The sequence below is a fragment of the Chryseobacterium sp. MP_3.2 genome (genome assembly GCF_035984805.1).
Classification (GTDB): Bacteria; Bacteroidota; Bacteroidia; order Flavobacteriales; family Weeksellaceae; genus Kaistella.
Window position 1 is genome coordinate 24,581 of the sequence record NZ_JAXCHW010000004.1, and the last position, 12,329, is coordinate 36,909.

General features: G+C 37.0%; 13 protein-coding genes. 8 read left to right on the forward strand and 5 right to left on the reverse strand.

Translation table 11 applies throughout. The features are described 5' to 3' along the window. The first annotated feature begins 150 nt into the window (after window positions 1–150). Complete coding sequence (locus RCH13_RS06965) at window positions 151–2,277, forward strand: elongation factor G (RefSeq protein ID WP_326986515.1); 2,127 nt, start codon at window positions 151–153, stop codon at window positions 2,275–2,277. A 113-nt stretch (window positions 2,278–2,390) separates the two neighbouring features. Here RCH13_RS06965 and RCH13_RS06970 read toward each other — a convergent pair whose 3' ends face one another. Together RCH13_RS06970 and RCH13_RS06975 are read right to left on the reverse strand one after the other, a co-directional pair. Further along, window positions 2,391–3,020, reverse strand: a complete 630-nt coding sequence (locus RCH13_RS06970) for a DUF502 domain-containing protein (protein WP_326986517.1) — start codon at window positions 3,018–3,020, stop codon at window positions 2,391–2,393. A gap of 72 nt (window positions 3,021–3,092) precedes the next feature. Further along, window positions 3,093–3,671, reverse strand: a complete 579-nt coding sequence (locus RCH13_RS06975) for a tRNA-(ms[2]io[6]A)-hydroxylase (protein WP_326986518.1) — start codon at window positions 3,669–3,671, stop codon at window positions 3,093–3,095. A 101-nt stretch (window positions 3,672–3,772) separates the two neighbouring features. Here RCH13_RS06975 and RCH13_RS06980 point away from each other — a divergent pair, with 101 nt between their 5' ends. Next, entirely contained in the window at window positions 3,773–4,012 is a 240-nt protein-coding gene (locus RCH13_RS06980; RefSeq protein WP_326986519.1) for a hypothetical protein, read from the forward strand. Window positions 4,013–4,040: 28 nt separating this feature from the next. Here the strand turns inward: RCH13_RS06980 and RCH13_RS06985 are convergent, their stop codons facing one another. Then, a complete protein-coding gene (locus RCH13_RS06985; protein ID WP_326986520.1) occupies window positions 4,041–5,135 on the reverse strand; it encodes an acyltransferase family protein in 1,095 nt (364 codons plus the stop codon). A gap of 125 nt (window positions 5,136–5,260) precedes the next feature. Between RCH13_RS06985 and rplU the strand changes: the two genes are divergently transcribed. From rplU to RCH13_RS07005, 4 genes are all read left to right on the forward strand, one after another. Beyond that, window positions 5,261–5,689, forward strand: a complete 429-nt coding sequence (gene rplU / locus RCH13_RS06990) for a 50S ribosomal protein L21 (protein ID WP_326986521.1) — start codon at window positions 5,261–5,263, stop codon at window positions 5,687–5,689. Window positions 5,690–5,715: 26 nt separating this feature from the next. After that, entirely contained in the window at window positions 5,716–5,973 is a 258-nt protein-coding gene (gene rpmA, locus RCH13_RS06995) for a 50S ribosomal protein L27 (RefSeq protein ID WP_326986522.1), read from the forward strand. Between the two features lie 106 nt (window positions 5,974–6,079). Beyond that, window positions 6,080–6,925: a UDP-2,3-diacylglucosamine diphosphatase gene (locus tag RCH13_RS07000; RefSeq protein ID WP_326986523.1), complete on the forward strand. Its 846-nt coding sequence runs from the start codon at window positions 6,080–6,082 to the stop codon at window positions 6,923–6,925. 97 nt (window positions 6,926–7,022) lie between these two features. Next, complete coding sequence (locus RCH13_RS07005) at window positions 7,023–8,594, forward strand: M20/M25/M40 family metallo-hydrolase (protein ID WP_326986524.1); 1,572 nt, start codon at window positions 7,023–7,025, stop codon at window positions 8,592–8,594. 197 nt (window positions 8,595–8,791) lie between these two features. On the opposite strand, the gene thiL is transcribed toward RCH13_RS07005, so the two are convergent. Further along, window positions 8,792–9,844 (reverse strand): thiamine-phosphate kinase, encoded by a 1,053-nt coding sequence (thiL, locus tag RCH13_RS07010; protein WP_326986525.1) that lies wholly within the window; start codon window positions 9,842–9,844, stop codon window positions 8,792–8,794. A 42-nt stretch (window positions 9,845–9,886) separates the two neighbouring features. Then, a complete protein-coding gene (locus RCH13_RS07015; RefSeq protein ID WP_326986526.1) occupies window positions 9,887–10,426 on the reverse strand; it encodes an acyl-CoA thioesterase in 540 nt (179 codons plus the stop codon). A gap of 292 nt (window positions 10,427–10,718) precedes the next feature. Here RCH13_RS07015 and RCH13_RS07020 point away from each other — a divergent pair, with 292 nt between their 5' ends. Continuing rightward, window positions 10,719–11,927 (forward strand): NAD(P)/FAD-dependent oxidoreductase, encoded by a 1,209-nt coding sequence (locus RCH13_RS07020; protein ID WP_326986527.1) that lies wholly within the window; start codon window positions 10,719–10,721, stop codon window positions 11,925–11,927. 51 nt (window positions 11,928–11,978) lie between these two features. Beyond that, window positions 11,979–12,299 carry a bacteriophage spanin2 family protein gene (locus tag RCH13_RS07025; protein ID WP_326986528.1) on the forward strand — a complete coding sequence of 107 codons (321 nt, stop codon included), beginning with the start codon at window positions 11,979–11,981 and terminating at the stop codon, window positions 12,297–12,299. The last annotated feature ends 30 nt before the right edge of the window (window positions 12,300–12,329 follow it).

Consider the following 12,329-nt stretch of genomic DNA (forward strand, 5'->3'; position numbering starts at 1 on the left):
GAATACTTTTCAGATTAATGCCAAAAATCACCTTCTCAAAAGTTTCTTTTTCATAAAATCGATTCAAAACTTTCGTAACTTTAGGTTTCTAAAAATCAAATGCCTGCCATTTCCTTTTTAGCATTTCCATTAAATTAATTAAAACTATATATGATGAGTGCTAATACCAGAGATTTAAGAAATGTTGTTTTACTCGGACATTCAGACAGTGGTAAAACTACATTGATAGAAGCCATGTTGTTCGAAGGAGGGGCGATTAACCGCCGTGGTAGCGTAGAAGGACAAAACACGGTGAGTGATAATACCGATTTAGAACATGAGAAAGGGAAAACTATTTTTTCTCATCAAATGTTTGTGAACTGGAAAAACAATAAAATTAATATTATTGATACTCCAGGATTTGATGATTTCGTGGGTGAAGTTGTTTCCTCCTTGAAAGTTGCAGATACCGCCGTTATTGTTTTAAACGCGGCAAATGGAGTAGAGGTCGGTACAGAAATCGTGTGGGAATATGTAGAAAACTATAAAACGCCCGCCATTTTTGTCATCAATCAAATGGATCATTTGAAAGCAGATTTTGAGAAAACCTTGGAGCAAGCTAAAGAAGGATTTGGAGCCAAAGTGGTTCCACTTCAATATCCTTACAATTCCGGTGAAAATTTCAATGCTATTATTGATACTCTAAGAATGGTGATGTATGTATTCCCGGCAAATGGAGGTAAACCAGAGAAAAAACCGATCCCAGATAGTGAAACGGCAAAAGCCAATGAAATGCACAATGCTTTGGTAGAAATTGCTGCAGAAAATGAGGAAGGTTTGATGGAAAAATATTTTGCAGAAGGCAACCTTTCGGAAGAGGATTTATCGAAAGGTATCACCATCGCGCTTGCAAATCAGCAGTTTTTTCCTGTGCTGGTGACGAGTGGATTAAAAGATATGGGAAGTGGCAGATTGATGGGATTTATTGATGATATAGCGCCTTCGCCAGCAGACAGACCCGCCCGAGTTTTAGAAAATGGCGAAGAAATTTCTTACGATCCAGAGGATCACACAACACTTTTTATTTATAAAACACTTTCTGAACCGCAAGTTGGAATGATATCTTATTTCAAAGTTCTTAGTGGAAAAGTAAAACCCGGAGACGAATTGGTGAATGCCAATAACGGCGAAACAGAAAGGATTTCTCAACTTTTTGTAGCAGAAGGAAAAGAAAGAATTCCCGTGAAGGAATTATTTGCAGGCGATTTAGGCGTTACCGTAAAACTAAAGTACGGACATTCTAATAACACCCTTAATTCAAAAGGAATTGAGCGAAAAATTAGACCGATGGAATTTCCAGAAAGCAGAATTCGGAAAGCAGTTTCCGCCGAATCTGCTACTGATATGGAAAAATTAGTCACCGCGCTCCATAAAATCGAAGAAGAAGACCCAACTTTAAAAGTCGAGCAATCTGCGGAGTTGCAACAAACGATACTTCATGGTCAAGGTCAGCTGCATTTAGATTTGGTTCAGCAGCGATTGCAGAAAGAATTTGGCGTGAAAATGAATTTCGCAAATCCAAAGATCCCTTACAGAGAAACCATTACGGGAAAAGCGGAAGGTGATTACCGGCATAAAAAACAGTCTGGTGGTTCTGGGCAATTTGGAGAAATCCACATGCGCGTAGAAAATTATTTTGACGGCATGGATGAGCCGACAGGTGTAAATATTCGACAAAAAGATATCGAAGATTTACCTTGGGGCGGCAAACTTGCTTTTTACTGGTGCATCGTTGGTGGTACCATTGATAACCGATATATCGGTGCTATTAAAAAAGGAATTATGCAGCAGATGAAAGAAGGACCATTAACGGGATCTCATTGTCAAAACATTCGTGTTACGGTTTATGATGGAAAAATGCACAGTGTAGATTCCAATGATATTTCTTTCCAGCTTGCCGCGTCTGGAGCTTTCCGCGAAGCTTTTCATGATGCAAAACCGCAGCTTTTGGAACCCATTTATTCTGTAGAAATACTTTGTCCAGATGAGGATACAGGTGATGTGATGGGTGATTTGCAAACGCGCCGCGCCATCATTTCCGGGTTGGATTCAGTGAATCACTACCAAAAAATCATGGCCGAAATTCCCCTTTCAGAAATGCATGATTATGGTTCCACCTTGCGCTCCATCACAGGGGGACGCGCAAAATTCAAAATGAAATTTTCGGATTATCAGTTGGTTCCGAATAATGTGCAACAGCAATTGGTTAAAAACCATTCACAATTGGAAGAAGCATGATGATCAGCTGAGTGTGAAAAGCCGTAATTATAAGAACAAATTATAAATTTTCAAAGCAAAACCTCGACGAAAGCCGAGGTTTATTATTTCAAATCAATTTTGAGAAATTCAATTTAGATAATAGAGTCGGGCGATTTGAAGACAGGTTCATCGGTATGAAAGCCTGCAACACCACCGCTTACGGCAAATTTCATGGCTTGTGCGGCACTTACATTTTCAAGAATTACAATATTGGTGGCTAAAACAAAAACAACCCACCCAGAAACTGCATAAGAATGAGGCAAGTAAACCGACACATAATCCGGGAAACCAACGGAGGACAAATCCCTTTGGGTCAAGAAACCTATCCGCCAAACTTCTGGATCTATGGCGGTTTTGATCAGAACGGGTTGATTAAATTTCTTTTTGTCTCCCACAAAAGAAGTCATCACGTCTTTTAAAGAGGTATAGATAAATTTAATTCCTGGAGTATGTTCCAAAATATAATCGAAACTATCTACCACCACTCTTCCGATGATAAATTTACTACCCAAAAACCCAATTAAGGTGGTTGATAAAATGACAATTAAGAAAGTAATTCCGGGATACATTCTTTCGGAAAGTGCGGGAATTATATTGTCTATGCTGGAAACAATGTACCAGATAATCCAAATGGTTATGGCAAATGGTCCCAAAATTAATAATCCTTGGAAAAAAGATTTAACCATGAGATTAATTAACTGTTCAAACTTTTGTTTTGTCATATAAATTGAGCGACTCCTTAGAAAGAATCAATGTAAAAATAGGAATTATAAAGGGAGGAATTAGCAAATATTCTATCCGTGAATGGATTCTTTTTTTCCGTATGATTTTATGATTTCTGCTTCATATTCTAACCATTCTTCCCAGCGCTCATTTACTTTTTCTACGCCGCCAAGCTGTCTGGCAAAGCCGATAAATGTGGTGTAATGTCCCGCTTCAGAAATCATAAGGCCTTTATAAAAAACTTTTAATTCTTCGTCTTTAATATTTTCTGTAAGCACTTTGAAGCGTTCACAGCTTCTGGCTTCAATCATGGCCGCGAACAGCATTCGATCTACAATATAGTCTTCTCTTTTGCCCTGTACGATGAATTTAAACAGTTGCCCCACATAATCGTCTTTTCTTTCTCTGCCGAAAGTATATCCGCGTTTTTTAATGATCTCGTGAACCATTTGGAAATGTTCTAACTCTTCTTGCGCAATTTTTAAAAGCTCAGTGATGATTTCTGGATATTCAGGAACCATTGTGATAATGGTAATCGCATTAGTGGTGGCTTTTTGTTCACACCACGCATGATCGGTAAGAATTTCTTCTAAATTTCCTTCTGCAATATTTGCCCATCTGGGATCAGTTAAAAGTTTCAGTTTGAACATATTCTGTAAATTTCGGTGTAAATTTAATTATAATATGATAAATCCTCTCTCATTATGGCACAAAACTTGAAGTTTTAGTAATAACATTAAACAAATCAATTATGAGCACTCAAACTATTTCAAAAAGAATCGAGAATTTAGGAGTTTTACTTCTAACATTTTTTATGTCTGCACTTGCTTTTGCGCAGGAAACTACTGCACCAGCTGTAGACATTACAACAACATCTACCACTACAACAACTGAAGAATGGTACACGAATCCAATTTATTGGGTAATTGGTGCCTTAATTTTCATAGTGATTATTGCGATTGTTGCAAGAGGGAACAGTAATAAGGATTAATTCTTTACTATTTAAATTATAAACCGTTTCATTTTATTGAGGCGGTTTTTTTGCGCAATTTTTCCAAGATACTCCACCCAAAAGAATCAATTTTCTTTAATCCTTCTGCGATAATAATCGCGAGTAATACATTTAATGCGTAAATAATAATCATAAGAATCCACCAATTCATAGAATCTTTTGCAGCGACTACAATAAAGTAAACAAGAGATGAGCTAATTCCTTGAGCAAAATAATAGAAAATTGCATTTTGCCCAATATAGGTGATGAAATTTGCCTTGGTGATTTTTAAACGATTGTACAGGACAAATAAGGTGAGTAAAGAAAAACTCGACCAAAATATATAAAGTAATTTCGGTGGAAATTTTGCTTTGTTCATCTTCAAAAACATTTCTTCGCCGAAGTTCCAAAGGAGAAAAAGAAAAATTAAAATGAGTATTCCGTACAAAACCGGGATCAATTTTTTCGCGATAATTTTTCCTTTCAATTGATGAGCAACAAGAAACAATCCCAGATATAATGCAACATAACCAACTTGACCAGTAGGATAATAATGCGGAAAAATATTGAAAAGTAGAGTCAGTCCGAAACAGAGTGCAATAAACCAATTGATGTGTTTTGGAAAAAATCTTAAAACCAGCACGCCGAAGACGGTCAAAATAAAATAGACTTTCAAATACCAGAAACTCCCCATCACTACAGGAAATGTATCCGCGTTCGTATATTGATGCAGAAACCAGTTTCCGAGGTTTTGCCATTGTGGAACATCAGAAATATTATTGGGAACGTACTTTGTGCCAAAGGTAGAATAGAAGTTTTTCATCCAATCTAAACCGAAAATATTCAATCCGAAGACTTTAAATAAATAATCTACGAAAAAGAGGAAGGTTACGAAAATCATGAACGTAATCTGAAGCTTCAGGAGGCGATATAAAGTTTTTTCAACTTTATTTCCAGAGGTAAGCCCACTCAATGCAAAAAACAAGGGAACATCTACAAGCAAGGAGGCAACACGCCATTCAGTAGGAATATAATATTGACCAGACCAGAAAACGGTGTGAATAAATATAATTGCTAAAGTGGCAATACCTTTAGCAAAATCAATGTATAGATCTCTTGTCATATTATGGTTTATCTTGCTCAAAAATAGATAATTTACTCCGGAGTTAAAATCTAAAATTAATAATTTATAATCTAATTTTATTTTATATCTTTGCACCTCGAATTAACTAACAAAATTTATAGACAATGTTTGCAATTGTAGAAATAGCAGGGCTTCAATATAAAGTTGAGCAAGACCAGAAGTTGTTTGTAAACCGTTTGAAAGGAGATATAGGAGGAAAAGTTTCCTTTGATAAAATTCTTCTTACTGTAAACGGTTCTACATCCATCGGCGCCCCAGCTGTAAGCGGTATCACTGTTGATGCCGAAATCTTAAATCACGTGAAAGCGGATAAAGTAATCATCTTCAAAAAGAAAAGAAGAAAAGGATACGAAAAGAAAAACGGTCACAGACAATCTTTAACTCAAATTCAAATTACTGGTATTACAGGTTTTGAAAAGAAAAAAGAGGAAAAGAAAGCGGCACCAAAACCTAAAAAAGAAGCAGCAGTAACTGAAGAAGCGCCTGCAGCTAAAACAACAAGTAAAAAATCAGACAGCGAAACCGCTGAATAATTTTAACCAAAAAACCTTAGAATAAAATGGCACATAAGAAAGGAGTTGGTAGTTCCAAAAATGGTAGAGAATCGCATTCCAAAAGATTGGGAGTTAAGATTTTCGGAGGACAAGAAGCTATCGCAGGTAACATTATCGTAAGACAAAGAGGTACAACACACCATCCTGGGGAAAACGTAGGAATGGGTAAAGACCACACGTTGCACGCTTTAGTTGCTGGAAAAGTAGTTTTCAGAAAGAAACAAAATAACAGATCTTTTGTATCTGTAGAGCCGAACGCGTAATTCATTACACTTCGGATTATATATATTCCCAATCGAAAGATTGGGAATTTTTTTTTAAATTCTATATATTTCCACGTGAAAAACTAACTTTGAAAGAAACTAATTCATGGAGAAGAGAGCTGTAGAGATTGTAGTGCTTTCAGATATTCATTTGGCAACTTATGGTTGTAACGCAACAGAATTAGTGGCTTATCTGAAAAGTATTTCCCCAAAGATGCTTATCTTAAATGGTGATATTATTGACGGGTGGGCTTTTTCTAAAAGTTATTTTCCTAATTCTCATATGGCAGTCATCACCGAGTTTTTCCGGATGATGAAAGATGGAGTCGAAATTATTTATATCACGGGAAATCACGATGAGTTTCTGCGGAAATATTCCGATTTAAAAATGGGAAACCTATTTCTGACAGATAAATATTTGCTGGAAATTGACGGTAAGAAACATTGGTTTTTCCATGGTGATATTTTTGATCATACCACAAAAGGGGGCGCCAAATTTATTGCTAAAATCGGAGGAATTGGATATGACTGGTTGATAATGGTGAACAGGGCTATTAACTTTATGTTTGAAATTTTTGGGCAAAAGAAAGTTTCTTTATCGAAAAAAATTAAAAATTCTGTAAAAAATGCAGTAAAATTCATTAGCAATTTTGAAGAAAAGGCCATCGAATTAGCCATTGAAAATAAATATGATCTGGTTTTGTGTGGCCATATTCATCAACCTGCAGATCGGTTTGAAACTACTTCTAAAGGTTCCGTCCGCTATTTAAATTCTGGTGACTGGATAGAAAATTTAAGTTATCTCGAATACAATCAACGGGAATGGAAACTACTCTTTTTTGATGAAAAAGACTACGCAAAACCAGATATTGAAGACAATGATATTTCCGTAAATCTAGATTCTTTAATTCATCCTGAAATCATGTCCGCTTTCGGCAAGAAAAATATGTAAAACGTTTGCGTGCTCTCGACTAATTCGACTTTTTATTTTTGGAATTTTCCCTTCTTTGCCCTAAATTCTTATCTTTAACGGAAATCTATTTAAAAATATGAAGAGAAATACCATCTTATCGATTTCAGCTTTGCTCCTTACCGCGCAGCTATCGTTAATCACGGCTCAAACCCGTCCCGCAGAAGTATTAAATCCCACCGTTCAAAATTTTGTAACCGAAGTTCAAAACAATTCGCAATTAGAAGCAATGGCGCATGAACTATTAGATGGTATCGGACCGCGATTGATCGGGACCCCAGAAATGTTGGCGTCTAATAATTGGACCGCAGATAAAATGCGTTCTTGGGGCGTGGAAGCAGAGCTGCAACAGTTTGGAACTTGGAAAGGATGGCAACGTGGAATAACGCATGTAGATATGGTATACCCAAGAGTAAAAAGTTTGGTAGCAACGCAACTTGCTTGGAGTCCAGTGACGAAAAAAGCCGTAGAAGCAGAAGTAATCATCATGCCGAACGTTTCCTCTAAAGCAGATTTTGACAAGTGGCTTCCTTCTGCAAAAGGTAAAGTTGTGCTTATGGCACAATATCAAAATATAGGTCGTTCAGATGAGCAAATTAAAGAATTTGCCACCCCCGAATTGTATGAGAAGTTAAAAGCAGAAAGAGCGGAGGCAGCAAAACAGTTTCGGGATTATGTAAGAAATATTGGATATGATAATAATACTTTGCCGCAAGCTTTAGAAGAAGCTGGAGCTGCTGGAATTGCTATATCTAACTGGACAGGAATTATGGGCGCTAATAGAATTTTTGGCGCAAAAACGAAGAAAATTCCCATGTTTGATATTGACTTGGAAGATTACGGAATGCTTTACCGAATGGCAGAAAATGGAAAAAAGCCGCGCATCAAAATTGATACACAATCTAAATTTTTACCAGATGCACCTTCGTTCAACACCATTGGACTGATTAAAGGGAAGGAAAAACCAAATGAATATGTGATTCTTTCTGCGCATTTGGATTCTTGGGATGGTGCTCAAGGCGCTACTGATAATGGAACTGGAGTTTTAACCATGTTAGAAACCATCAGAATTCTCAAAAAATATTATCCGAATAACAAACGGACCATTGTAGTGGGACTTTGGGGAAGTGAAGAACAAGGTTTAAACGGTTCACGCGGGTTTGTCTCAGATAATCCAGAAATTATCAAAGGAACCCAGGCGGTTTTCAATCAAGATAATGGCACGGGTAGAGTAATCGATATCAGTGGTCAAGGATTTGTGGATTCTTACAATTATATCGGTAGATGGTTGAGTGCAGCACCTAAAAATATTAAAGATCAAATTAAATCCACGTTTCCAGGAATGCCGGGCGGCGGTGGATCTGATCATGCTTCTTTTGTAGCAGCAGGCGTTCCAGGATTTTCTTTAAGTGCTTTAAACTGGGGTTATTTTGGTTACACTTGGCATACAACAAAAGACACGTTTGACAAAATCGTTTTTGATGAGGTGAAGAATAATGTGATTCTTACCGCAACTTTAGCGTATATGGCTTCAGAAGATCCAGAATTTACGAGCCGGGAAAAACGCGCAATGCCTTTAAATGAAAAAGGAGAACCTATGAAATGGCCAGAACAAAAAGAGCCAACCAGAAGCAGCAAAGATTATAAATAATTTATCTTCGAAAATACTCAATACAAAAGCGACTCTGAAATGAGTCGCTTTTGTATTGAATAAAAAAGAATTATAATTTTATATTTGCTTTCGAATTTCTAAGCCACGAAGTGGTAATTTTGAATAGCATCGGGTGAAGCCCTATGAACTTTTCAATATCGGGTAAACCCTATGAAATATGAAAAGTCAAATTAATTTTATTTATTCAAAAAAGCATCCCAACCTTGTGCGTTTAGCGCAACCAATTCATTACTTCCCCTTGCTACTAAAAAGTTTCCTTGTTCCAAATCCAAGGCGTGACCAATAATCGTAAAGTCCGGATGATTTTTAATTTTCTCAAAATCATTTGGAGAAATGGTGAAAAGCAATTCATAGTCTTCACCCCCACTCAGAGCGCACATCACAGGATTTAAGTTTAATTCTTCGGCTGTAGAAATTGTTAAAGAGTCCATGGGGATTTTTTCCTCATACAATCTGAACCCCACCTTACTTTGATCACTTAAATGTAAGATTTCTGAAGATAAACCATCAGATACGTCAATCATAGAAGTTGGTTTAATATCCAATTCCGCCAAAGTTTTTTTAATATCTGTTCTCGCTTCTGGTTTCAATTGTCTTTCTAAAATATAATCGTAGCCTTCCATTTCTGGTTGCATATTAGGGTTCGCCAAATACACAGAATGTTCCCTTTCTAAAATTTGCAATCCCATGTAAGCACCACCCAAATCTCCTGTAACTACAAGTAAATCATTGGCTTTTGCACCATCTCTTTTTACCAAATTTTCAGAATGTTCTAAACCAACTGCCGTAATACTCATGACTAATCCAGACGTGGAACTTGTAGTGTCACCACCCACCAAATCAACATTATAATGTTTACAGGCCAGATAAATTCCAGCATAAATTTCTTCCAAAGCTTCAACCGGAAAACGGTTAGACATCGCAAGGGAAACCAGAATCTGTGTGGGTGTAGCATTCATGGCTGCAATATCACTAAGATTCACTGCCACCGCTTTATATCCTAAATGCTTTAACGGAACGTACCCCAAGTTAAAATGCACACCTTCTGCCAAAACATCAGTGGTTAAAACTACTTTCTGGCCTTCAGGATTGATCACGGCAGCGTCATCACCCACCGAAATTTCTGTGGATGAATTTTTAAAACTAAAGTTTTCAGTCAAGTGTTTTATAAGTCCAAATTCTCCATAGGTAGAGATTGGTGTCAATTCCGGATTTTTATCTTCTAACATAATTTTTTATTTAAAGGTGGCGATATTAAGTTTTAAAGTAAACTAATCTTCCGTTTTTTCAGCGGCGTCTTTTTTCCAGGTAAAGGTATTTCTTTTATGAAAAGCTTCTACATTTTCTGGTTTGAAGGGTAAATCTTTTAAATCTTGCCTTGTCAGCAGCTTCATATTCTCTTTCGAAAATTCTTGCAAAACTTCTAAAATATCATCGGGCGGTGACGTAGATTTTCTCAACATCAAATCAATCCATACACCCGTTGCTTCCGCAGTTGCGCAATGCGTTCCATCTGGCAAATAAAATTTGTGGACAAATTGATAAATACTCGCATCTTCAGACATCCCGGAAATTTCTGCAGACACATAAACTGTCTGATCCGCGTAGATTTCTTTAAAAAATGAATACCGTTCATGCAAAATCACCGGACCAATTCCCCAACGACTTAGTTCCTTCAAACCCATTTGGTGCGTGTTCATAAATGCCATGCGCGTTTGCGCACAATATTCTACGTAAGAAGAGTTTGCCAAATGCTTATTGGCGTCGATGTCGCTCCAGCGAACATCAAATTTATAATGGTAATCAGACATTTTTATAAGTATTTATTTTGGGCAATCCCCGTTCCAAGGCTTATCCAGCAGCTCGGGTCGGGCTTTTCAGTACAATTTTTTGTGGAGCTTTGGCGCGGCGAAGCCGCGCCAAAGCTCCACAAAAGGATTTCCCTTTCAATCCCTATTGCAATGAAGAATTTGCAGGGCAATTAGGATTTTAAAAGAAGCCCAAAATTAAGCATTAATCATGGGTTAGAAAAATTGTATTTTTGCACCGATTCTGCGCTCTACAGCGTTCAGAATACTTCCCTTAAACATTGAAAAATTAACTTTGAAAAAGAAAAAAATACTCATCATTGGCGGTGGCGCTGCAGGATTTTTCTGTGCCGCAAATTTAGATGCAGAGAAGTTTTATGTTACCATTTTTGAACAAAATTCAGACGTTTTGCAAAAAGTGAAAGTTTCTGGTGGCGGACGTTGCAACGTGGCGCATGCGTGTTTTGATCCCAAAGAGTTGGTTCAATTTTATCCACGCGGAACGAAAGAATTATTAAGTGTCTTTCATAAATTTCAACCGGGTGACACCATGGATTGGTTCGAGAAAAGAAATGTTCCATTAAAAATAGAAGCAGATAACCGTATTTTTCCCGAAAGCAATTCTTCCCAAACCATCATTGATTGTATGATGAAAGAAGTTCAAAACAAAAATTTTGAGATCAAGACAAAAATGGTAGTCACGGATATTATTGCAAAAGAAAATGGCTACACCGTTTTGACCAATTCTGGGGAATATGATGCTGATTACTTAGTATATGCTACTGGGAGCTCTCCCAAGTCTTCTAAGATTTTGAAAAAATTGGGGCATCAAATGGTAGAACCAGTTCCCTCCCTCTTCACCTTCAATATTAAAAATGAAATGCTGAGCGATTTGATGGGCACGAGTTTCACGCATGCAGAAGTTTCTATCCCCGCTTTGAAAATGGATGAATCTGGTCCAATGCTCATCACACACTGGGGACTTTCTGGACCCGCAATCCTAAAGATTTCCGCCTGGAAAGCGCGCGAATTGGCGGATTTGAAATATAAATTTGACATCAAAGTGAATTTTTTGGGAATAGATGAAGAAGATGCAGAAAAACTTTTCAAGACCTTTCGAGAAGAAAATCCGAAGAAAACAATTGGTAAATCTAAAATTTTCGACATTACTACCAGATTCTGGCATCGTGTCCTTTGGATTTCAAAAGTGGATTTAGAAAAAAATATTTCTACAATTTCCGCGAAGGAGCTGCAAATGATTATAGGAAATTTAGTTGCTAATGTTATGAGTGTTACTGGAAAATCGACCTACAAAGATGAATTTGTAACTGCAGGTGGCGTAGATTTAAAAGAAATTAACTTTAAAAATATGACCTCGAAAATACTACCCAATTTTTATCTTGCGGGCGAAGTTCTAAATATTGATGCGGTAACTGGTGGATTTAATTTCCAGGCGTGTTGGAGTGAAGCTTGGCTCATTGCTCAAGATTTAAATGCAAAATAAGCGTAAACTCATTCTCGATTATTTTATTAAATTTGACAAAATAAATTTACAATGAAAAGAAGTCTTCCTATATTAATGTTGCTGCTTATTTTTGCCACCTCTTGCCAAACTAGGGTAGTCTCTACAGAAAATCCCATAAAAAGCAATTCTTTAGAGCTTTACCAGCGGTACACCATTCAGACCAATGATGCACAAGAAATTAAAATGGAGGTTCTAAGACAAGATGAGCAAACAATTTACGGAAAAACAAAAAGTGGCGAAGACATCACGGTCAATAAAAGTGATGTGCGTGAAGTAAAGAAACTAAATCTTCTTTCTACAATCGCCATTGCAGTTGCAGCGGTTGCAGCGGTGATCTTCGTGCCGATTTAAAAAATATCTCTCCAAATATAGAAGAGTCAA

Excerpts from the sequence above, each read along its gene's own strand:
- RCH13_RS06965 (WP_326986515.1), top strand. The coding sequence starts at position 151 with ATGATGAGTGCTAATACCAGAGATTTAAGAAATGTTGTTTTACTCGGA.
- RCH13_RS06970 (WP_326986517.1), bottom strand. The coding sequence starts at position 3,020 with ATGACAAAACAAAAGTTTGAACAGTTAATTAATCTCATGGTTAAATCT.
- RCH13_RS06975 (WP_326986518.1), bottom strand. The coding sequence starts at position 3,671 with ATGTTCAAACTGAAACTTTTAACTGATCCCAGATGGGCAAATATTGCA.
- RCH13_RS06980 (WP_326986519.1), top strand. The coding sequence starts at position 3,773 with ATGAGCACTCAAACTATTTCAAAAAGAATCGAGAATTTAGGAGTTTTA.
- RCH13_RS06985 (WP_326986520.1), bottom strand. The coding sequence starts at position 5,135 with ATGACAAGAGATCTATACATTGATTTTGCTAAAGGTATTGCCACTTTA.
- rplU (WP_326986521.1), top strand. The coding sequence starts at position 5,261 with ATGTTTGCAATTGTAGAAATAGCAGGGCTTCAATATAAAGTTGAGCAA.
- rpmA (WP_326986522.1), top strand. The coding sequence starts at position 5,716 with ATGGCACATAAGAAAGGAGTTGGTAGTTCCAAAAATGGTAGAGAATCG.
- RCH13_RS07000 (WP_326986523.1), top strand. The coding sequence starts at position 6,080 with ATGGAGAAGAGAGCTGTAGAGATTGTAGTGCTTTCAGATATTCATTTG.
- RCH13_RS07005 (WP_326986524.1), top strand. The coding sequence starts at position 7,023 with ATGAAGAGAAATACCATCTTATCGATTTCAGCTTTGCTCCTTACCGCG.
- thiL (WP_326986525.1), bottom strand. The coding sequence starts at position 9,844 with ATGTTAGAAGATAAAAATCCGGAATTGACACCAATCTCTACCTATGGA.
- RCH13_RS07015 (WP_326986526.1), bottom strand. The coding sequence starts at position 10,426 with ATGTCTGATTACCATTATAAATTTGATGTTCGCTGGAGCGACATCGAC.
- RCH13_RS07025 (WP_326986528.1), top strand. The coding sequence starts at position 11,979 with ATGAAAAGAAGTCTTCCTATATTAATGTTGCTGCTTATTTTTGCCACC.